The 21,564-nt window shown below is 70.7% G+C and carries 17 protein-coding genes and 1 pseudogene; 10 read left to right on the forward strand and 8 right to left on the reverse strand.

Going from position 1 to position 21,564, the window contains the following annotated elements:
* Positions 1-67 precede the first annotated feature (67 nt).
* The 5 genes from ADK64_RS35140 to ADK64_RS35160 are packed head-to-tail and all read left to right on the forward strand — an operon-like array spanning position 68 to position 5,391.
* The gene (locus ADK64_RS35140) at positions 68-1,723 is read left to right on the forward strand and encodes an ABC transporter substrate-binding protein (protein WP_053665961.1); all 1,656 of its coding nucleotides are present in this window, start codon (positions 68-70) and stop codon (positions 1,721-1,723) included.
* Positions 1,720-2,676: an ABC transporter permease gene (locus ADK64_RS35145; protein ID WP_078993019.1), complete on the forward strand. Its 957-nt coding sequence runs from the start codon at positions 1,720-1,722 to the stop codon at positions 2,674-2,676. The genes ADK64_RS35140 and ADK64_RS35145 overlap by 4 nt, the downstream gene beginning before the upstream one ends.
* Positions 2,673-3,551 carry an ABC transporter permease gene (locus tag ADK64_RS35150; protein ID WP_053665965.1) on the forward strand — a complete coding sequence of 293 codons (879 nt, stop codon included), beginning with the start codon at positions 2,673-2,675 and terminating at the stop codon, positions 3,549-3,551. The genes ADK64_RS35145 and ADK64_RS35150 overlap by 4 nt, the downstream gene beginning before the upstream one ends.
* On the forward strand, positions 3,548-4,558 hold the full coding sequence (locus ADK64_RS35155; protein WP_053665967.1) for an ABC transporter ATP-binding protein: 1,011 nt from the start codon (positions 3,548-3,550) through the stop codon (positions 4,556-4,558). Before ADK64_RS35150 ends, ADK64_RS35155 begins: the two co-directional genes overlap by 4 nt.
* A complete protein-coding gene (locus ADK64_RS35160) occupies positions 4,555-5,391 on the forward strand; it encodes an ABC transporter ATP-binding protein (RefSeq protein WP_053665969.1) in 837 nt (278 codons plus the stop codon). Before ADK64_RS35155 ends, ADK64_RS35160 begins: the two co-directional genes overlap by 4 nt.
* A 73-nt stretch (positions 5,392-5,464) precedes the next feature.
* Here the strand turns inward: ADK64_RS35160 and ADK64_RS35165 are convergent, their stop codons facing one another.
* On the reverse strand, positions 5,465-6,370 hold the full coding sequence (locus tag ADK64_RS35165; RefSeq protein ID WP_053665971.1) for a hypothetical protein: 906 nt from the start codon (positions 6,368-6,370) through the stop codon (positions 5,465-5,467).
* 120 nt (positions 6,371-6,490) lie between these two features.
* On the opposite strand from ADK64_RS35165, the gene ADK64_RS35170 reads away from it, so the two are divergent.
* From ADK64_RS35170 to ADK64_RS35185, 4 genes are all read left to right on the forward strand, one after another.
* Positions 6,491-7,918 carry an FtsW/RodA/SpoVE family cell cycle protein gene (locus ADK64_RS35170; protein ID WP_053665973.1) on the forward strand — a complete coding sequence of 476 codons (1,428 nt, stop codon included), beginning with the start codon at positions 6,491-6,493 and terminating at the stop codon, positions 7,916-7,918.
* A 37-nt stretch (positions 7,919-7,955) separates the two neighbouring features.
* Complete coding sequence (locus ADK64_RS35175) at positions 7,956-8,393, forward strand: sec-independent translocase (protein WP_053665975.1); 438 nt, start codon at positions 7,956-7,958, stop codon at positions 8,391-8,393.
* Between the two features lie 504 nt (positions 8,394-8,897).
* The gene (locus ADK64_RS35180) at positions 8,898-9,128 is read left to right on the forward strand and encodes a hypothetical protein (protein ID WP_053666008.1); all 231 of its coding nucleotides are present in this window, start codon (positions 8,898-8,900) and stop codon (positions 9,126-9,128) included.
* Between the two features lie 138 nt (positions 9,129-9,266).
* Positions 9,267-10,823 carry an LCP family protein gene (locus tag ADK64_RS35185; RefSeq protein WP_053665977.1) on the forward strand — a complete coding sequence of 519 codons (1,557 nt, stop codon included), beginning with the start codon at positions 9,267-9,269 and terminating at the stop codon, positions 10,821-10,823.
* Positions 10,824-11,098: 275 nt separating this feature from the next.
* On the opposite strand, the gene tatA is transcribed toward ADK64_RS35185, so the two are convergent.
* The 7 genes and pseudogenes from tatA to ADK64_RS35220 all read right to left on the reverse strand — a co-directional run bounded on the left by tatA (position 11,099) and on the right by ADK64_RS35220 (position 19,711).
* Positions 11,099-11,380, reverse strand: a complete 282-nt coding sequence (gene tatA, locus ADK64_RS35190) for a Sec-independent protein translocase subunit TatA (protein WP_053665979.1) — start codon at positions 11,378-11,380, stop codon at positions 11,099-11,101.
* A gap of 70 nt (positions 11,381-11,450) precedes the next feature.
* Entirely contained in the window at positions 11,451-13,151 is a 1,701-nt protein-coding gene (locus ADK64_RS35195) for an LCP family protein (protein ID WP_234384830.1), read from the reverse strand.
* Between the two features lie 646 nt (positions 13,152-13,797).
* Positions 13,798-14,496 (reverse strand): annotated as a pseudogene (locus tag ADK64_RS35200) (HAD hydrolase family protein); the annotation flags it as partial.
* Positions 14,497-14,610: 114 nt separating this feature from the next.
* A complete protein-coding gene (locus ADK64_RS35205; protein ID WP_420713081.1) occupies positions 14,611-14,997 on the reverse strand; it encodes an ArsR/SmtB family transcription factor in 387 nt (128 codons plus the stop codon).
* A 699-nt stretch (positions 14,998-15,696) separates the two neighbouring features.
* Positions 15,697-17,163, reverse strand: a complete 1,467-nt coding sequence (gene pntB / locus ADK64_RS35210) for a Re/Si-specific NAD(P)(+) transhydrogenase subunit beta (RefSeq protein ID WP_053665985.1) — start codon at positions 17,161-17,163, stop codon at positions 15,697-15,699.
* Between the two features lie 6 nt (positions 17,164-17,169).
* Complete coding sequence (locus tag ADK64_RS35215) at positions 17,170-18,726, reverse strand: Re/Si-specific NAD(P)(+) transhydrogenase subunit alpha (protein WP_053665987.1); 1,557 nt, start codon at positions 18,724-18,726, stop codon at positions 17,170-17,172.
* A 682-nt stretch (positions 18,727-19,408) separates the two neighbouring features.
* Positions 19,409-19,711: a hypothetical protein gene (locus tag ADK64_RS35220; RefSeq protein WP_159046403.1), complete on the reverse strand. Its 303-nt coding sequence runs from the start codon at positions 19,709-19,711 to the stop codon at positions 19,409-19,411.
* A 557-nt stretch (positions 19,712-20,268) separates the two neighbouring features.
* On the opposite strand from ADK64_RS35220, the gene ADK64_RS35225 reads away from it, so the two are divergent.
* Positions 20,269-21,114 (forward strand): trypsin-like serine peptidase, encoded by an 846-nt coding sequence (locus tag ADK64_RS35225; RefSeq protein WP_234384831.1) that lies wholly within the window; start codon positions 20,269-20,271, stop codon positions 21,112-21,114.
* Positions 21,115-21,564 lie beyond the last annotated feature (450 nt).

A 21,564-nucleotide genomic window follows, 5' to 3' on the forward strand; every position in this document is an offset into this window, starting at 1 on the left:
ACCCTCCCCCTCGCCCACTGACCCCCGCTGCCCGCATGTCCGCGCTGCCCGCCGCTCGGAGGCCCCCATGCCCACCCTCAGGACCGCCAGCAGAGCCATCGCCCTGGCGACGCTGCCGCTGACCGCCCTCGCTCTGACCGCCTGCTCCGGTACCGCCCATGGCGGCAGCACCGGCCCGAGCGCCGCCTACCACCTCACCGCCTCCACCGCCGCCGCCAAGGGCGATATCGACGGCTTCACCTGGTCCCTCTTCGCAGAGCCGACCTCGATCGACTACGCCTATTCCTTCGACTACCCGCCCAACACCGTCCTGGCCAACGTCTGCGAGAGCCTGCTGCGCTGGAATCCGGACCTGACCACGTCGCCCGGCCTCGCCTCCGCCTACACCAACCCGACCCCCACCACCTGGGTCTACACCATCCGCAGCGGCGTCCACTTCCACGACGGCACACAGCTCACCGCCGACGACGTGGTCGCCTCGCTGCGCCGGAACCTCGACCCGAACGTGGGCAGCGACTGGGCCTACCCCTTCCGCAACGTGAAGTCGGTCGACAAGACCGGGCCGATGCAGGTCACCGTCACCCTGAAGACCCCCGACTCGACCTTCAACAAGTACCTGGCGGCCAGCCCCGGCACCGTCGAGTCCGCAGCCACGCTCAAGGCCGACGGCAAGGACTACGGAAACCCCGCCAAGGGCGTCAACTGCACCGGACCGTTCTCCTTCTCCTCCTGGAAGCCCGGCCAGTCCATCGTCCTCAAGCGTTTCGACGGCTACTGGGATCCGGCCCTGCGCGCCAAGGCCGGGCAGGTGAAGTTCGTCTTCCTCGCCGACGCCACCGCCCGCGTCAACGCCTTCCAGACCGGCGAGGTCGACGGCGGCTGGATGGTCCCGCCGTCCTCGTACGCCCAACTCGCGGCCTCCGCCAAGGGAAAGCTCTACTACGGCCAGAACACCACGGTCGCCGACGAGGTCGTCAACAACCTCAAGGGCCCGCTCGGCACCCCCCAGGTGCGCAAGGCGCTGCTGATGGCCATCGACCGCGAGGGCATCATCAAGGCGGGCGTGGCCGGAGTCGGCGACGTGGCCGACAACCTGGTCACCCGCAACAACTGGAACGGCAGCCCGCCCAGCACCGTCGACAGCATGCTCAAGGCACTTCCGAAGTACCCCTACGATCCGGCCAGGGCCAAGCAGTTGGCGGCCCGGGCCGGCGTCACCGGGCAGAAGGTCGTCATCGCCACCAGCCCGCTGGACTCGCAGACCACCATCATCACCCAGGCCATCGCCCAGGCCGCCACAGCCATCGGCCTCAAGCCGCAGATCGACACCATCTCCCCGGACAAGTACACCGCGCTGTTCACCGACCCGGCCGCGCGCAAGGGCATCGACCTCTTCCTGACCTTCTGGTACACCTCCATCACCGACCCGCTGGACATGTACGGCTCGCTGCGGACCGGCGCCTACAGCAACTACGGCAACTGGTCGGACCCGCAGTTCGACACCGCCGTCGACCAGGCGGTCGGCGCCGCCGACCCGGCCGTGCGTACCGCGGCCGCCGCCAGGGCGCAGCAGATCGCCATGGACCAGCTGCCCTGGCTGCCGCTCTCCACCGAGCCGGTCTCGGTCTTCCTCGGCAACCGGATCACCGGTGTCAAGCCCTCCATCGACTATCTGTACTACCCGTGGGCGGCCGAGATCGGGGCCGAGGGAGCAGGCGGATGAGCCTCGCCGTGGCCGTGCTGCGCAAGCTGGCGGGCATGGGCGTGACCCTGCTGGTGACCTCCTTCCTGGTCTTCTCCTCTCTCTACCTCGCCCCCGGCGACCCCGTCTCCTTCCTGGTCCGCGGCCGCAGCCCGAGCCCGGCCGAAATGGCCGCGATCCGCAGGCAGTTCGGCTTCGACCAGCCCTTCCTGGTGCGCTACTGGCACTGGCTGGACGCGGTGCTGCACGGCGACTTCGGCCACTCCTACCTGTTCCACGAGAGCGTCGGCGCGGTCATCCGGTCCCGGCTGCCCGCCTCGCTGCTGCTGGTCGCCGTAGCCACACTGATGATCGCGGTGGCCGGGATCGGAGCGGGCGCGCTCGGCGCGCTGCGGCGCGGCACCCGCACCGACAAGGGGGTGCTGCTGCTGGTCACCGTGGGCGCGGCGGTGCCCTCCTTCGCCGCCGCGATCGTGCTCCGCTCGGTCTTCGGGGTCCGCCTCGGCTGGTTCCCCACCATCGGCAACGGCACCGGCCTGCTGGACCAGTTGCACCATGTGGTGCTGCCCGCCGTCGCCCTGTCGGTGACCTTCATGGCCATGGTCACCCGGGTCACCCGCACCGCCATGCTGGACCAGCTCGGCAGCGAGCATGTCGAGGTGGCGCTCAGCCGGGGCACCCCCCGCCACACGGTGCTGCGCCGCCACGTCTTCCGCAACGCGCTCGGCCCGATCGTCACCGTCTCCGGGCTGCTGGTCTCCGGAATGCTGGTGAGCACCGCCATCGTGGAGACCGCCTTCGGGATGTCCGGCATCGGCTCGCTGCTGGTGCAGTGCGTCGACGAGCTGGACTTCCAGGTGGTCCAGGCCCTCGTGTTGCTCGTGGTCGCGGTCTTCGTGGTCGTCAACACCCTGGTGGACCTGGTGTATCCGCTGATCGACCCGCGGGTCGCCGCCCAAGGAGGAGCCCGATGACCGCCGCTGACCCCACCGCATGGCAACGCCGTCCCGGGACGGGCTGGCTGCGGCGCGGGTTCCTCGCGCACGGCCTGCTCTTCCGGACCAGCCTTTCGCTGCTGCTCCTCTTCGTCCTGGTCGCACTGTTCGCGCCGTGGCTGGCCCCGCACGATCCGACCGTCGGCGACTTCGCCACCGTCATGGCCGGCCCCAGCGCCGACCACCTGCTCGGCACCGACCAGGGCGGCCACGACACCTTCTCCGCCCTGCTGGAGGGGGCCCGAACCAGCCTGCTCGGGCCACTGGGCGTGGTCGTCTTCTCCAGCCTCTGCGGTATCGCGGTCGGCCTGTGGAGCGGCTGGCGCGGCGGACGCGTGGACGCGGTGATCGGCCGGGTCCTCGACGTCCTCTTCGCCTTCCCCTCGCTGCTGCTGGCGATCCTCGCGGTCGCCCTCTTCGGCAAGGGACTGGGCGCACCGGTGCTGGCCATGGCCATCGCCTACCTCCCCTACAGCGCCCGCCTGGTGCGCGGCCTGACCGCCCAGGAGAAGACCCGGTCCTATGTCGCGGCCTATCTCGTCCAGGGCCACGCACCGGCCTTCGTCGCGGTGCGGCGGCTGCTGCCCAATATCGCGCCGACGGTGCTCGCCCAGTCCACCGTCAACTTCGGATACGCGCTGCTGGACCTGGCCGCGCTGTCCTTCCTCGGGCTCGGCGTGCAGCCGCCGACGCCGGACTGGGGAGCGATGATCAACCAGGCGCAGGCGGCGGTGCTCGCCGCCCGGCCGCTCTCCGCCGTGGTACCGGCCGCGGCCGTGGTGCTGGTCGTGGTCGCCTTCAACGTCGTCGGCGAGCAGTACGGCGACCGGCTCGCCGGAAGGGAGACCCGATGACCGTCACCGCACTCCACGAAACGGCACTGCTGTCGATCGACGCTCTGACCGTCGAACTCCCGGGCGCGGCACGGCCCGTGCTGGACGCGGTCAGTCTGCACGTCGCCGCCGGCGAGATCGTCGGCCTGGTCGGCGAATCCGGCTCCGGCAAATCGGTCACCGCCCGCTCCGCGCTCGGCCTGCTGCCGCCCGGCGCGCGCACCAGCGGCCGCGTCCAGGTCGACGGCGTCGACCTGGACGGCGCGCCGCCGGCAGCACTGGCCCAGGTCCGCACCGGCGCCGCCGCGATGGTCTTCCAGGACCCACGGGCCGGTATCAATCCGGTCCGCCGGCTCGGTGACTTCCTCACCGAGCCGCTGCGCCGGGCCCACGGCCGGCCCCGCCGCCGGGCCGAGGAGCGCGCGCTGGAGCTGCTCGCCGCCGTCGGCCTGCCCGACCCGCCGCGCCACCTGCGGCAGTATCCGCACCAGCTCTCCGGCGGCATGCTGCAACGCGTCATGATCGCCGGGGCTCTGGCGGGCGAACCCCGGCTGCTGCTCTGCGACGAACCCACCACCGCGCTGGACGTCAGCACCCAGGCCGAGATCATGGCCCTGCTCGGCCGGCTGCAGCGCGAACGCGGGCTGGGACTGCTGCTGATCACCCACGACATCGAGCTCGCCGCCGCCAGCTGCGACCGCGTCTACGTGATGTACGCCGGCCGGATCGTCGAATCCGCCCCGGCCGCCGAGCTGTTCGGCACTCCCCGCCACCCGTACACCATCGGCCTGCTCGGCTCCACCCCGCCGCTCGAAGGTCCGCTGGAGCGGCTGCGCCCGGTCCCGGGCGCGCCCCTCGGGCTCGCCGAGTCGGCGCCCGGCTGTGCCTTCGCGGCCCGCTGCCCCTACGCCGAACCAGGCCGCTGCGATCAGTCCCCGCCGGAGCTGCTGTCCCTGACGGAGCACCGGTCGGCAGCCTGCGTCCGCGTCGCCGAACTCCCCACCACCGCCAGGGAGATCCACCGATGACCGCCCTCCTCGAAGTCTGCGGACTCCGCAAGACCTACGGTCCCGTCACCGCCGTCGACGGCGTCTCCTTCACCCTGCCGCCCGGCGGCGCGCTCGGCCTTGTGGGAGAGTCCGGCTCCGGCAAGACCACCACCGCCCGCATGCTGGTCGGGCTGGAACACCCGGACGCCGGCAGCATCCACGTGCTCGGCCGCCCGCTCGCCCCCTCGGTCCGCGACCGGGCGGCACGGCTGGCCCGCGCCAAGGCCGTCCAGATCGTCTTCCAGGACCCGTATCTCTCCCTGGACGCCCGCCTCAGTATCGGCGCGACCGTCGAGGGCGTCCTGCGGCTGCACGGCCACCGCGACCGGGCCCTTCGCGCTGCCCGGGTCCGCGAACTGCTCGCCCAGGTCGGCCTCGGCGGCCGGGAGGCCGCGGCGCTGCCCCGCCAGCTCTCCGGTGGTCAGCGCCAACGCGCCGCGATCGCCCGAGCACTGGCCGTGGAGCCGGCCGTCCTGGTCCTCGACGAGGCGGTCTCCGCCCTCGATGTCTCCGTCCAGGCGCAGGTGCTCAACCTGCTCGCCGACATCCGCCGCGACTCCGGCATCGGCCTGGTCTTCGTCAGCCACGACCTGGCCGTGGTCCGCTACGTCTGCGACGAAGCGCTCGTCCTGTTGCGCGGGAGCCCCGTCGAACACCGCCCCATGACCGAACTGCTCGGCGCTCCCCAGCACCCCTACACCCGCCTGCTCCTCGGCTCCGTCCCCCACCCCGGCTGGAACCCGGACGACATCGCCCGGCGCCGCCGCGCCCTCAGCGAGCCCGGCGCGTCGGCCCCGGCGTCGGCGAGGTGACAGCCGGCCATGAGCCATGCTGCCCGTCTGTGGAACGCGGCCTGACCATCGCCCTGGAGTTTGACGACAGGGCCTAACCCAGCGCCACCGCCAGCGTCCCGCTCTGCCCGGGATCGGGTGCGGGGCGCGTCCAGCCCTGGTTCGAGGCGGTGCTGCTCCAGCGCCGGCCGTCGAACGTCACGGATGTGGCGTGCAGTTGGGTGGCGTGGCAGACCAGCCACAGGGCGAGGGACCAGCCCGTGGAAGTCTGACCGGTCGCGATCGGGTAGCTGACGTTGCCGCCGCCGGTCGCGGGCAGGGCGGCGGGCGCGTCGCCGAACTCCCGCCGGACGGCTACCGCGACACCACCACCGTCACCGGCCTCGCTCACGGCGCCCGACGCACCGCTTCCTGCGTCGGAGGGGGTCGGATCGGCCCCGCTCACCGTGCAGCTCAATGCCGGGCCCTCCCGCCCCGTCAGGACGTCGGCCAGCGTCGCGGCCATGTTCTCGTGCTGGGCGTACGCCTGTGGGTAGTCGCTGTGCTGGACGTTCTGCGCGGCGACGGTGACTGGCAGATCGAGGTAGTCCGGCACCTTGACCAGCGCGTCGAAGAACCGGCCCGACGAGTACACGGGGTCGCGGATCTGCGCGGGGCTGCCCCAGCCTTGGGACGGGCGCTGCTGGAACAGACCGATAGAATCCCGGTCCCCGTAGGCGAGGTTGCGGAGTCTGGACTCCTGGATCGCGGTCGCCAGGGCGATGGTGACGGCCCGTTCCGGCAGACCGCGAGCATGGGCCACGGCCGCGATGGTCGCGGCGTGGGACGCCTGGTCCAGGTCGAGCGTGACCCTCGTGCCGTCCGGGCCGTGCGCCGTGCACTCGTCGAGAGTCGTCGAGCGGATGAACCGGACGGCGAGGTAGCTCACGAGCGCCAGGACCACGCTCACCCCGATCAACACCGCCCACGCCTTGCGCCGCCCCCACCTGCGTGCCACCACGTCGACCCTCCACTCGCCCGGCCTCGGCTACAGTTCAGTTGCCTAGTTGCGCAACCATATAACCTTGTTGACCGTGGCCCGGAGCGGGGTTCCGGCGGTGGAACCGATTGAGGGGAAGACATGACTGGTCGGCGTGGACCGGCGAAACTGGCCGTGCGGCCAGGCCGCCCAGGACGCCTGAGCGACCGGAACCTGGAACTGGTTCTCCTGCTCGGCGCGATCCTCATCTGCTGCTACGGCTATGCCGAGACGGCCCTCGCCGTCAGCGGCAAGCTGCCGCCGAGCATGGCACTCACGTGCCTGGCGGCGGTCGTACTTCCCATGGTGTGCCATGTCGCCGTACGCCGGTCCGCGCCCCACGCCGATCCGCTGATCCTGCCGCTGGCCACCCTGCTCAGCGGTCTGGGTCTCGTCCTGATCCACCGGCTGGACCTCGCCTACGCCGCCCACTACCGCCACGCGGCGGCCGCCGCGTCCGGGCAGCTGATGTGGTGCGGCATCGCGGTGGCGGTATTCGCCGCGTCGGTGACCCTGCTCAGGGACCACCGCAGGCTGCAGCGCTATCCGTACGTCACGATCACCCTGGGGCTCGTCCTGCTGATGGCGCCGGCGTTCTATCCCGGCGACGTCTACGGCGCCAAGCGGTGGATCTTCATCGGGCCGCTGTCCTTCCAGCCCGGCGAGTTCGTGAAGATCATCATCGTGGTGTTCTTCGCCGGATACCTGACGCTGCGCAGGGACGCCCTCGCGCTCGCCGGCCGACGCCTCATGGGCATGTACCTGCCGCGAGGGCGCCAGCTCGGCCCGGTCGCGGCCGTGTGGATCCTGAGCCTGCTCGTCCTGGTCTTCGAGCGGGACCTCGGCACCTCGCTGATCTTCTTCGGTCTGTTCGTGATCATGCTGTACATCGCGACCGAGCGCACCAGCTGGGTGGTGTTCGGCGTCGCGCTGTTCGCCGTAGGCGCCTTCGTCGTCGGCTCCTTCGAACCGCACGTGCACGGCCGTGTCGTCGCCTGGCTGCATCCCATGGACATCTTCCTGCCGCCCGACAAGCGCCCTGCGGGGCTGATCTCGGACCAGGCCGCCCAGGCCCTGTTCGGCTTCGGCTCGGGCGGCATCCTCGGCACCGGCCTCGGCCAGGGCCACCCAGAGCTCATCGGCTTCGCCGGGCGCAGTGACTTCATCCTCACCACGGTCGGCGAGGAACTGGGCCTGGTCGGGGTGACGCTCGTCATCCTGCTCTACGCGCTGCTCGCCGAGCGCGGCCTGCGCACCGCCCTGACCGTCACCGACCCGTTCGGCAAACTGCTCGCCGGCGGTCTGGCCACGGCACTCGTCCTGCAGGTCTTCGTCGTCTGCGGCGGTGTCACCGGACTGATCCCCCTCACCGGCAAGGCCCTGCCGTTCCTCGCCCAGGGCGGCTCGTCCATGGTCGCCAACTGGCTGCTCGTCGCAGTCCTGATCAAGGTCAGCGACACCGCCCGCCGGCCCCCGCCGGCGCCGGCCACGGACGTCAACGCCGCCGAGACCCAGTTGGTACGGCCGTGAGCCCGGCACCCCCTTCGAGGACAGAAAGCAGGCACCGATGCCGTTCGACGTGAGCCCCCTGGACCTGCTCGTCCTGGGGATCCTGATCATCCTGCTCTTCGGCCCCGACAAGCTGCCCGAGGCCGTACAGAAGGCGACCGGAATCCTGCGGAAGGTCCGCGCGTTCTCCGAGGCCGCCAAGGAGGACGTCCGCTCGGAACTGGGTCCGGAGTTCAAGGACCTGGAGCTGGAGGACCTGCACCCGAAAACGTTCGTGCGCAAGCACCTCCTCGACGGCGACGGCCTCGGGATCGAGGAGATCCGCTCCGCCCTGGACCCGGGGGCGGAGCTGGCGGAACTCGCCGACGCGGTGAACGGCGAGTCGACCGAGCGGGCCGCGCGAACCGGGTCGACCGGGCGGACCGGGAGCGGGGCGAACCGAGCGGCCCCGCCGGAGCACGCCCCCGCGCACGGCTACGACCCCGACGCCACCTGAACCGCAACGGGCAGTCGGGCAGCCCGGACTGCACCGAGCGATCGGCTCACGGACCACATGGGCAAGGCGTGTTCGGTGGAGCTCGGTCCGGATGGGCGCACCCTTGCCACAGCCAGCGCCGACAGGACCGTACGGCCAGGGGATGCTGCGCTTCCGAAGCCTGACGCGACCGTGCAGACCATCTGCCGAGACGTCGACCGCGACCTCACCCAGGACGAGCGGGCGGATCGCAACGGGCGATCTCCTGGCCGCCGGGGCGCATACGCACCGGCCCAGGCCGACCGCTACGGCGCCCAGGCCCGGCGCCTCCCTGCTCAGCGACACGTTGTCACCCTCACCCAGGGAGCCCCACCTTGCGGGGCGGATGCGACTCACGAAGGCCGAGCGACCCGAACCGGCCGACCACCCCACGTTCGACCCGGCTGCCGCCCGAGCGCGGCAGCCGAGATGGCGCGATGCCATCATCGACCACTTATCACTTGCGCAACCCTTAAACTGTTGTCCGTGGAGACGACCGATGCAACGGCCTCGGAGACTGCGGTGCTCGTCGGCGGCCCGGCGGACGGCACGCGGATAAGGGTCACCGACCGGCCGCGAGTGATCCAGGTGACCTACCCCTGTCCGGTGGACGGCACACCACCGGGCCTGCGCGCGGAAGGCGTGTTCGTCTACCGCCGGGACTACGGCGTGAAGAGCGAGCCGCTGCGATACGGCTTCGATGTCGCAAGCCCCTAGGACGTACGGCGCCCGGCAGCAAGCAGTGTGACCGCCCGCCACCGAGCACCCGCTCAATTGCTACTCTGCGCAACCAAGCAACTCTGCGGTGGGGTCACCAGCCCCCTCTGCACGGGTCGGAACGATGAGGCACCGTCGATGACCACCAGCCGCAATCGGACGCCGCCCGCCCGCTCCCGGCACCGGTCGGAACCGCTTCTCGGCCGCGGGGCGGGGGGCCGCCGTGCGTCGCGGGACCGCAAGCACGGCCCGCTGCGGACGTTGCTCGCCATCGCCTTCGCCGTGGCCGTGCTGGGTCTTGCCGGACTGGGCTGGATCTACCTGCAGCTGAACGGCGACATCCACACCTTCGACGCGGGCGGCCTGTCCAAGAACCGGCCCGACGCCGATTCCTCCAAGGGCCAGAACGTCCTGGTCATCGGCTCCGACGCACGCGTCGACGGCAACAGTGCACTGGGCGGCGGCAGCAGGGACGACATCGGTCGCTCGGACACGGCGTTCCTGCTGCACGTCTACGCCGACCGCAAGCACGCGTTGGCCGTGTCCATCCCGCGCGACACCCTGGTCACCATTCCTCCGTGCGAGCTGCCCGACGGCACCTGGACCAGGCCCCAGACCAACATCATGTTCAACACGGCGTTCTCGGTCGGGCAGACGCGGAAGGGCAACCCGGCCTGTACCCAGAACACCGTGGAGCGGTTCTCGGGCCTGCGCGTCGACCACACCGTCGTCGTCGATTTCAAAGGCTTCGCCGCACTGACCGACGTGGTCGGCGGGGTACAGGTGTGCCTCCCCCAGGACCTCTTCCAGGGGGACCTCAACCCGAACCGCGCCACCAAGGGCAAGCTGATCTTCAAGAAGGGCGAGCAGACCGTCTCCGGGCAGAAGGCACTCGACTACGTCCGCATCCGGCACGGCGTCGGTGACGGCTCCGACATCGGGCGGATCAAGCGCCAGCAGGCGTTCGTCTCCAGCCTCCTCAAAAAGATCAAGAGCGACGGGTTCACCCCCACCAAGCTGTTGCCGCTTGCCACCGCCGCCACCGAATCCATGACGGTCGACCCCGGTCTCGGCACAGCCCACAAGCTGATCTCCTTCGTCATGACCCTGAAGGACATCGACCTGCACAACACGAAGTTCGTGACCGTCCCCTGGCGGTACCTGGGCCACCGGGTCGCCGTCGTCGAGCCGGACGCCACCGAGCTGTGGTCCGCGCTCAAGGCCGATCGCACCATCGACGGCAAGAACGCGGGCGGCGGGAAGGACAACGCCGAAGCCTCCGTCTCCCCCTCACCGACGGTGCGCGAGAGCGTCTCCGGGACCGGCATCGACGTCGCCGTCTACAACGGCACCACCACCAGCGGGCTGGCAGCCGCGGCCGCATCGGGGCTCACGGCGCACGGCTTCACGGTCACCGGCACCGCCAATGCCGCCGGCCGGCGGCATATCACCACCGTCATCCAGTACGGCACCGGACTGCGGGCACGGGCAGAGACCGTCGCCAAGCTCTTCCCCGGCGCGGAACTGCAAGCCATCGGCGGGTCGGGCGTCAACGTCGTCGTAGGTGCGTCCTACGAGGCCGACGCCGCCTCGGCAGCACCGGCCGTCGTCCCCAGCTCGGTCGCGAACGAAGCCCGCTCCGCGGACGACGACCTGTGCTCCAACCTGTCGTACGGTGCAGCGCATCGGCGATGAGCAGACGGGCAAGGGCGGACTCTCCTGCCGGAGACCGCGCCCGGACCGACGGGCCGGTCGCCCCTCACGCTCCCCCGTGACAACTCTCTTCGAGCCGCCCGAGGGGGGCAGGTCGCGGGCCGTGCCCCTGCAACGCGGGCGGCCTTCTTGCCGCCCGCCTCGGCCTGCCGTGCGGGGGCGGCCGGTCGAACGATTCTGACCACCGATGCGTTCCCGTCGCCTCCGGGGCCCGCCAGTCAGCCCCCCAAAGTTCCGACCGGCGCAGTGAACGTGACTCAGCGAGCCCGATTGCGCTCGGTCGACGGACGGCCCGTCGCCGCCTCCGCGGGGGTCGACCGGATGATCCGGAGCGCGGGCCCGTCGGACGCACCGTCGGCCTCGGAGGCGGAGGGCTGGGCACCGCCCTCGTCCTTCATGGCCTTGCCCTCGTTCCTGAGGATGTGCAGAGACCTGCCCAGCCCGCGTGCGGCCTCCGGCAGCTTCTTGGCCCCGGAGAGCAGGATGATGACGACCGCCACGACCAGCAGCTGCCAGGGTTCGAGCCCGTTGCGGAGCATCCCACCCACCCTTCCTGGATTGCAGCCTTGCGCAACTCTATAACCGCCGGGCGGATTCGTCGCGGGCCCGTCAGGAGTCGGAGTCCGGCACGCTCCGTGCCGCTGCGTACGCCTGGGACGGGGTCATGGAGACGCCGTTGAGGCTGACGGTCCTGTACGGGCTGACCGTGGCGCAGGTCTTGGCCTGGTCGGCGGTGGAGGCGTTGGCATGGGAGACCGCGGCCTTGGTGTCGGCGGGCGCCGGAGCGGGGGTGCCCTCGGGGTAGCTGGTGCCGCTGGGCCAGTCGCTGCCGATGACCAGAGCCAAACCCGCGCCGGTGCCCTGCTTCAGGTGCGTGCCGGACAGGCCGAGCGCCTTGGCGACCGTCTGGGCCTCGCCCTTCTGACCGTTGCCATACGTCAGCGTGGTGGTCGTCGCCGCGCGCGACGCATTGGCCGTGGTCGTCCCGGAGCTGAAGCCCTTGTCGGTGAGCGCCGTGGCGATGGCGGAGGCGCGGCCGGGGACGGTGGTGCCGTTCTCGACCGTCACGGCGACCTGCGAGGCGGGCACGGCCGAAGCGGTGGCCGTAGCCTCCGCGGACTTCTTGCCCGACCCGGCGGTCAGGGACTGGTCGTTGGCGATGGCGGAGAAGAGCGACTTCGCGCCGGGGCCCACCACCACCCGGTCCTTGTCGGCCGGGTCGGGGGCCGTCTGCATCGTCGTGAAGGTCATCTGCTGGGCGGGGACCTTGTTCACGTCGGAGGCAAGCCCGATCAGTTTGTCGACGCTGCCCAGGCCGTCGTCCACGGTCAGCGCCTTGGTGGCGGCGTCCGCGAGGCCGTAGACCGCGGTGGGGTCCGTGAGCGTGCCCGCACTCTTGAACTTGCGGATCATCGAGCTGAGGAAGATGTGCTGGGAGACGGTACGGCCGAGGTCGCTGCCGTCGCCGAAACCGTGCCGGGAACGGACGAACTCCAGCGCCGCGACGCCCTTGACGGTGTGGTCACCCTTGGACAGCTTCAGGTGCGAGTAGGTGTCGTAGACGTCATCGCTGACGCACACGGAGACTCCGCCGACCGCGTCGGACATCTTGACCACGCCCGAGAAGTCGAGCTTGACGAAATGGTCGATGGGAATGCCGGTCAGCTGGTGGATCGTGGCCACCTGGCAGGCCGGCCCGTACTGCAGCGCGCTGTTGATCTGGCCGTAGTAGCCGTTCGTGGACTGGCCGCTCTCGCTGTCCTTGCAGGCCGGGATCTGGGCCATGGTGTCGCGGGGCACGCTCATGACGGTGGCGTTGGAGCGGTCGGCGGATATGTGGACCACCATCTCCACGTCCGCGTTGCCGCCGGTCTGCACCCCGGTGTGCGAACAGCCGCCGCCGAGTTTGCAGTCCTCGGCGCTGGTGCGGCCGTCCGAGCCCATCACCAGGATGTTGATCGGGGTCCGGCCGAAGGCGTCGGCCTTCTCGGAGCCGCCCTTGCCGTCGAGCGAGAGGCTGTGGATGTTGCCGTTCAGGTGCTCGTAGAACCACCAGCCGGCGCCGGCGGTCACCAGCACGAGTACGGACACGCTGAGCGCAAGGAACTTCAGGATCCGTTTACCGCGGCCCGCCCGACGGGCCGGGCGCTGTGCCGCGGCGCGCCCACCGCTCGAGCGAGAAGCCGCGCGATCAGCCACCCGACCGCCGTGCGGACGCCGACGGTCACTCTCGGTCATACGCTGTCCGGGCACCCGGCCTGTACGGCTGCGCATGGCCTGGCCGCCTGCGCCGTCCCACGGGTCGCTCATCGTCCCACTCCCACGAACGGTCGGGCCCGTCATGCCAGGCCCTCAGGAACAGGACCGGGCACGCGCGGCGGTGTACGGGCAGATGCAGCGCTGCCACCTCAGTTGCGTGATTGCGCAATCTAGCAAACTTATGGATCCAGCAGCACGCCCCTGTGTGATGTCACAGCCGAGGGATCTCACGAGGGACAGGTGAACGCACCGTCCGGTCCTGCCCGACCTCAGCGCTCGTTCCGCCCGTACCGCGCGATGATCCACGCGGCGCCACGCTCGGCCAGAGCCCGTCGACGCCCCCGGCGCGAGCGCTGCGCGACAACGGGCCGAGACGGAGCCTCCGCCGGCGAAGCCGCCAAAGCCGCGAGGCGCCCGGCGGCGCGTGCCAGGTCGGCTTGCAGTCTTCGGCGCGTTTCGGAGGAACCTGCTCTCAGCAACGCCGCGTAGACTCCTTCGACTTCAGCCAGGGCGGCACCCAACCGCAGATTCGCCTCACGCACTCGCCGAATCTCCCCGCGCGGCATAGACGCCCTTCCTCCCCGACCACCGGGGCCACACCCCCGCTGACTTCGATTATTGCGCAATCTTGCAAACCAACGACGACACCTGAAGAAACTGGTCGTTGCACGGCCCGGAGCCGACGCGGTTGTTTCAGTCCGAGCGGCGAAGCCGGCAGCGCCGGACCGACGACGGCCAGGGCGGTCGCGGCCCAGCCGGCCGGGCCGGGCCTGCGGGCCTCGGCGCCGCGGCGGCCGATGCGCAGCAGCACCATCACCAGGGCCTGAGTGATCAGGTTTTCGCTGAGCCAGCCGGAGTGGAACACGGCCTCGTCGACGCCCGTGCCAAGTCCGTGCAGGACGAAGGCCAGTACCGCGAAGGTGGCGCGGTCGGCCAGCGCGTTGAGCACCCCGAACCCGGTGATGAAGCGCAGCGGGTCGCGCGGGCGCAGCAGGGTCGGCCGGCGCAGCACCGGGTCGGCGGGGCGGCCGTGGGCGAAGTCGAGCTGGGCGGCGTCGAAGCACAGGTTCTGGGTGAGAACCTGTGCCGGGAGCATCGGCAGGAAGGGCACGAGCAGGCCCGCGGAGAGCATCGCGATCACGTTGCCGAGGTTGGAGGACAGCGTGATGCGCAGATAGGTGGCGATGTTGCCGCCCGCACACCGACCGGCGCCGATGGCATGGGCGATCGCGGTGAGGTCCGTCTCGGCGAGCACCACGTCCGCTCGCTCCTGGGCCACGTCGGCGGCATCGCGTGGGGCGATACCGACGTCGGCGGCGCCCAGGGCGGGCAGGTCGTTGACGCCGTCGCCGAGGAAGCCGACGGTGTGCCCGGCGTTGCTCAGCGCCTCAGCAAGGTCGGCGCGGAGAGTCCGGGGCCGGGCGCCTCGCCTGCACCGTCACCGACCTCAAACGCCGACACGGCCGCCGGAACTCGCGGGCCGAGGTCCCGTCCCGAGGCCACGGTGGTCTCAGCCACCGGTCCCGTGCAGCAGCCGTACCGGAGCGGACGCCTGCTGCGAGCGAACCGTCAGCTGCCCGATCATCACTCTCACGAGCGTCACGACATCCGGATCGTCGATGAAATAGACCTGGCGCCGACCCTCGCGGCGCGAGCGCACGAGTCCGGCGAGCTTCAGCTTCGCCAGGTGCTGGCTGACCGCGGGCAGCGCTCCGCCCACCCGGTCGGCGAGGTGCGTGACGTCGCTCTCGCCCTGCGACAGGGCCCACATCAGGTGCAGTCGGGCAGAAGAAGCGAGCAGTCCGAACGCGGCGGCGGCCACCGCCAGCACCTCGGCCGACGGGTCCCCGAAGCCACCGACGTTCTCCGTCACAGTCCTCTCCCGTCCGGCCCGCATCTCACAACCGGCGCACTCGCGCCCGTCCAGTTTAGGCGTCGGGCCCGGGGAGTCCCGTGCCGTAGAGCACCCGGCCGAACCGGCGGCCTCCGCCCTGCCGCTGGTGGCCGTGCGCACCCGCCGGGCACAGCCACCGCATCGCAGAGATGTCCCGTCCACGCGCTCGTCGTGCGTACCCGTGGCTACCGCCGCGGTCGGTCTTGCCGAGGGCGGAGACGACGGGCACGACTACGCCGCCGACTTCGGCTGCACCGCCGACTTCGGCCCATGGGGCGTCCGCAATAAAAACGGGCACTTCACCGGGGAGTTGCCTTCGACAAACCAGCGACCACCGACGTCCCGTTCTCCACCGGCCGGCGGTCGGTGACCACCCTGCGCCCCGGTTCCGGTCGTGCGTCCAGGAGTGACCGGCACGTTCGTCCGCCGCCTGAGCCGAGGCGGCGGACGAACCGGCCGCCGGGCGCACCCACGCCCGGCTTTCACGCCGAGTTGCTGCGCTCTCCTGACGAACCCTCCGACGAGGGCCTTGGAAGACGCCGATCGTGGCTACCGCCACCGCGTCGACGACATCGCCGATCCGAAGGTCCGGCACCCGACCGACGCGGTCGTGCGGATCGTACTGTCGCGCGTCCGCGGGCCATTCGGATCACCGCGTCCGTCCGAGACACCGGTGGCGGAACAGCGCCTGAGGTGGCCGGCTCACCGGCCGGCCGCCGTCGTCTGCCGCGCGGCCGGGGCCGCCCCCTGGGACCCGTCGGTGCCGAGCGCGGCCAGGATGTCCTCGACGCTCTGCTTGGCATCGCCGAAGAGCATGCTGCTGTTCTCACGGAAGAACAGCGGGTTCTGCACACCCGCGTAACCGGAGGCCATGGAGCGCTTGAATACCACGACCTGGTCCGCCTCCCAGACCCGCAGCACCGGCATGCCGGCGATCGGGCTGGCCGGGTCCTCGGTCGCGGCCGGGTTGACGGTGTCGTTCGCACCGATGACCAGCACGACCGAGGTACCTGCGAAGTCGTCGTTGACCTCGTCCATCTCCAGGACCATGTCGTACGGGACCTTCGCCTCGGCCAGCAGGACGTTCATGTGCCCGGGCAGACGCCCGGCGACGGGATGGACGCCGAAGCGGACCTCGACGCCCCGCGCACGCAGCCGGCGCGTCAGCTCCGCCACGGGGTGCTGGGCCTGGGCGACGGCCATGCCGTAACCGGGGGTGATGATCACCGAGCGGGCCTGGGCGAGCATCTCGGCCGCCTCCGCGGCCCGCACCTCCCGGTGCTCGCCCCGCTCCTCCTCCCGGCCGGAAGGCGCCTCGATACCGAATCCGCCCGCGATGACGGAGAGGAAGGAGCGGTTCATCGCCCTGCACATGATGTAGGACAGGTAGGCACCGGAAGAGCCCACCAGCGCGCCCGTGACGATGAGCAGGTTGTTGTCGAGGAGGAAGCCGGCCGCGGCCGCCGCCCAGCCCGAGTAGCTGTTCAACATGGAGACGACGACGGGCATGTCGCCACCGCCGATCGCGGCGACCAGGTGCCAGCCGAGCGCCAGCGCCAGCACGGTCACCGTGATCATCAGCGCCAGGTCCGGGCTCATGGTGAACCAGACGGTCAGTACGACGCAGGCGCCGAGCGTGCCGAGGTTCAGCGCGTTCTTGCCCGGCAGCGTCAGCGGACGGGATTTGATGCGCGCCGAGAGCTTCAGGAACGCGACGATCGAGCCGGTGAAGGTGACCGCGCCGATGAAGATGCCGATGGACACCTCGGCGTGGTGGATGTCCAGCAGGTCGGCATCGATCCGGGTCTGCGCCCTGCCGTGCGCTTCCACCTCCAGGTAGCTGTTCCAGCCCACCAGCACCGCTGCGAGGCCGACGAAGCTGTGCAGCACCGCGATGAGTTCGGGCATCTGCGTCATCTCGACGCGGCGGGCCCGCCACAGACCGATCGCCCCGCCCAGTGCCATCGCCAGCACGATCAGGGCCACCGCCCCGGCGGTGATGCCCTGCGCCGCCACCACGACCGTGGCGACCAGTGCGAGAACCATGCCGGCGATGCCGTACACGACGCCGGCGCGGGAGGTGCGGTGCTGGGACAGGCCTGCCAGGCTCAGGATGAACAACAGGGCGGCGACCAGGTCGGCAGCGTGGGATGCCGTCAGTGAGGTCATCTCGGCTCAGCCTTTCGAGAACATGGACAGCATGCGGCGGGTCACGGCGAAGCCTCCGAAGATGTTCACGCTCGTCAGCAGGATCGCCAAGAAGGCCAGCGCGGTGACGAGCCGGTTCTCGTGCCCGATCTGCAACAGGGCGCCGATCACGACAATCCCGGAGATCGCGTTGGTCACCGACATCAGTGGCGTGTGCAACGCGTGGTGCACCTTGCCGATGACGTAGTAGCCGATCACGACGGCCAGGGCGAACACGGTGAAGTTTCCGGCGAGTTGGGCCGGTGCGAAGGCCACCAGCAAGAACATGGCGACCATGCCGAGCCCGATCAGGCCGAAACCCCGCGCGGGCGTCAGCCTGGGTTGCTTCGGCTCGGGCTCGGCGGGCGCGGTCTGCGGCGGCGCGGCGGGCGCGGCCGAGACAGCTACGGGTGGTGGAGGCCAGGTGACGTCGCCGTCCCGCACCACGGTCACGGCCCGCTGCACGGCGTCGTCGAAGTCGATCACCAACTGCCCGTCCTTGCCCGGGGTCAGCAGCTTCAGTAGGTTCGCCAGGTTCGTGCCGAACAGCTGCGAGGCCTGGCCGGGGAGCCGGGACGCGAGGTCGGTGTAGCCGATGATGGTGACACCGTTGTCGGTGACCACCGCGCGCCCCGGCACGGTGCCCTCGACGTTGCCGCCCTGGGCCGCCGCCATGTCGACGATGACGCTGCCCGGCTTCATGACGGCCACGTCGTCGGCGGACAGCAGACACGGCGCCGGCCGGCCCGGGATCAGCGCGGTGGTGATCACGATGTCCACGTCCTCGGCCTGCCGGTGGTAGAGCTCGGCGGCGGCGCGATCGTAGTCGGCTGAGGTCGCCCTGGCGTAGCCGTCGGTGCTCGTCTCCTGGGTGACGTCCACCGGGAGGTACTCGCCGCCCAGCGACTTCACCTGGTCCGCGACCTCAGGGCGCGGGTCGGTGGCCCGTACCATCGCACCGAGGCTGGAGGCCGCGCCGATCGCCGCCAGACCGGCCACGCCCACGCCGGCGACGAGCACCTTCGCCGGTGGCACCTTGCCCGCAGCGGTGACCTGGCCGGTGAAGAACCGGCCGAAGACGTGCGCGGCCTCGATGACCGCCCGGTATCCGGCGATGTTCGCCATCGACGACAGCACGTCCATCGACTGAGCACGCGAGATGCGCGGCACCGCGTCCAGCGCCAGCGCGGTCACCCCGGCAGCGGCCAGTGTCCGCAGCAACTCGGGCTGCTGCGCCGGGGCCAGCAGGGCGATCACGGTCGCGCCTTCCCGCAGCCGGGTGATCTCCGTGCCGGAAGGAGCGTTCACCTTCAGGACGACGTCCGCGTTCCAGGCCTGGCCGATACCGGCGCCGGCATCGAGGTAAGCCTGGTCGCCGAAGCCGGAGGCCGCGCCGGCCCCGGACTCCACTACCACTTCGTATCCGAGGCCGAGCAGTTGACGCACCGTCGGCGGCGTCGCCGCGACACGCGTCTCCCCGGACAAGGACTCGACCACGACGCCGATGCGCTGGGGTGGGTGTTGCGCAGAATCTTGTGCAGACATGTCTTGTGTTCTCTCCTGGGAGGAGGGTCTGACGGGTATCCGCGGTCAAGGAGCGGCTTCCACGGAAATCGTTCCCGTGGACATGGGCCGCAGGAAACCTACCCGTCGCGGACGCCCGGGCCGACAGAAACGGCACTGGTGTATTTCACTTGGCGGTCCCACCACCACGGCAGCGAGCGGCGTCGGGGCTCGGTGCTGGACGGTCACGCGGCACAGGACCCGCTCAACCCCACCCGTGATCGTCTTCGGAAGACTCCGTCGGCATCTCGGCGGAAGGGTCCGACATCCCCTCGCCTGCGGGGGCGCCGCGCTCCTCCACCGGGTCCCCGGGCCGAAGCCACGGCAACTGCATCTGATCGACTCGCCCGAGACGTCCTGAGGCGGCACCGTGACCTCATCCGCCGTCGTCAGGGGGCTGCCTCTCGTCGTAGGCGATCCGGCAGGCCGCCGACCCCTCGCTCCTTCCCGGTTCTTGTCCCGTGCTTGTCCCGTGCTTGTCCCGCGCGTGGCCCGCGAGAACAACTCCCGGGGGTGTCGGCGCATCCCCGGCGAATTCGCCCTGCTCGGCAGGGATGCTTCGGGACGGCCGTCAGGCGCGCGAAGCCGCCGGTGGAGGCCCTGTGCTCCCGAAGCCGCCCCGAAGCCCGGTCAACGGCAGGCATCGCATGCAGCCTGCAAGATCTCATGTGACGTCTTGAGACTGCGTCCAGCACCCGGCCGCGCACATGACGGTGCCACCCGACGGGGAGTCCGGCGGCACCGTGGAGCCGGTGGGGCCAGATGGTCCAGATCTGGGATTCGGACGCCTGAAGGCGGTGCCGTCGGTGCTGCCGCCGAGAGTCAGGGTCTGGGTACGGGCGCCCCAGGTGGCGGGCGGTTCCAGGACCGTCGCGGCGAAGCCGAGGTAGTTGGTGTTCCAGCCGACGCTGTCCTGGTCGAGTGTCAGAGTCTGCCGGCCGGCGGACAGGGTCACGTGGGTCGTCACGGCGGCCCGGGACTGCGGCGGGCAGGTCTTTACGGCTCCGGTGAGACTGGGGCCGGAGGCGGAATGGCCCGAAGCCTCCAGGGCGGCGCTTGAATACTGCGTCGTCGGCGCCGAGGTCAGCAATACTGCATCGCCGACGCCGAGGTCAACGACCGGACGGCCGCACCCCCCGCCCGGCGTTCCCACGTCGGCCTCGTAGCCAGAGAACGGCGTCACCGCACCCGCCGCCGTCCTCGCCGCCGCCTGGGCCTGCCGGGGAGCGGGGCCGTCGGGCCGGCCCGGAGCTCCTTGGACGGCGGCGCCTCCTGTACGACGCCGTCCGGGCAGACGGACACGCACATCGCGCCGACCGCGGCGACGGCGGCCACCGCCAGTCGGCGCCCGGCGCGGCGGATGCCGCGCCGGGGTCTGGGGATCGTCAGCGTGTAGCGGGTGGCACGCTCGGCCAGGGTGGCGATGGCCGGTCCGGACGGTGGATTGTGACGGGAGCCTCCGGTGAAGCACCTCCCGAATTCCCGGCCCGCGTCGATAATGACCTTGTGCGCTCGCTATCCAGGATGTCCGTCCTGCTCCTGACGCTGGTCATCGTCGGGGCAGCCGCAGTGGTGGGCGACGCCGCGGAGAAAACCCATAGGGCCAGAAGCAGCGGACACGGCGGTTTCGGCAAGTCCGGCGAACCGGGCCAGTCCCCGCAGGACCAGGACTTCTCCGCGACGGCCCCGGCCAAGGACGGCAACGCGTACACCCCTCGCAGGACCGAGGAGAACGCCCGGATCGGCGCGGTCTTCGAGAAGGACGACCACGGCGCCCACTTCTGCACGGCGAGCGTGGTGCAGAGTCCGGGCCGGAACATGCTGATCACCGCGGCCCACTGCGCCTTCGACGCCGACTCCGGACAGCCGGTGAACGACCTGGTCTTCGCCCCCGGCTACCGCAGCGGCGACGGCCCCACCGGCCTGTGGAAAGTCAGCAAGGTGGTCGTCGACGACCGCTGGGCCAAGTCGCAGGACGAGGACCTCGACGTCGCCTTCCTCGTCCTCGACCAGAAGGGCGGCAAGGACATCCAGGACGTCCTGGGCGGCAACACCCTCGGCATAGACCGCGGCTTCGACAACAAGGTCAAGATCACCGGCTATCCCTCCAGCCGTGACACCCCGATCTCGTGCCAGAACCGCACCACGAAGTTCAGCGACACCCAGCTGCGCATCCAGTGCACCGACCTCGAGGACGGGACCAGCGGCAGCCCCTGGCTCGCCGACTACGACCCCAAGAGCCACACCGGCACGGTCATCGGCGTCCTGGGCGGCCACGAGGGCGGCGGCGACCAGGACGACGTCTCCTACGCCGCGTACTTCGACGACGACATCGCCAAGCTCTACCGGCACGCCCAGGACGAGGACTGAGCCCAGTTCATCCGCACCCCGCTCACGGCGAAGAGCCGTGGCCGCGAGGCGTGCTGGGGAGAGGCTGGAGGACCGATGAGGATCTGTTGACGGGGTGGCTTGCCTGTGTGTTCTGGCGGCCCCTTCTTGTTATGGGGAGGCCGGGGTGAGGGTCCAGGTTGCGTTGTGGTGATCGAGTCCGGGGCTGATCAGCCGGCGGAGGTTGAGGGCGGCGGCCCGGTGGTGGATCCCACGTTCGCCATTGATGCCGCCGCGGCAGGGCAAGCGGCGGTTGCCAATGGGCGACGAGCCAGGCGATGACCCGTTCGGCGGACGGCCGCCAGCGTCGGTATCCGGCTTGCCACTCGGGATCATTGACGGCCTGTTGTCGGGCTGTTGCCTGGAGCCGGTGGGAGCGTCAGGTGACGGTCCGGCCCCGTTTTGCGGACGGCCCTCTTCAAGGCGGCTGGT

Source organism: Streptomyces sp. MMG1121 (genome assembly GCF_001280015.1).
Taxonomy (GTDB): Bacteria; Actinomycetota; Actinomycetes; order Streptomycetales; family Streptomycetaceae; genus Streptomyces.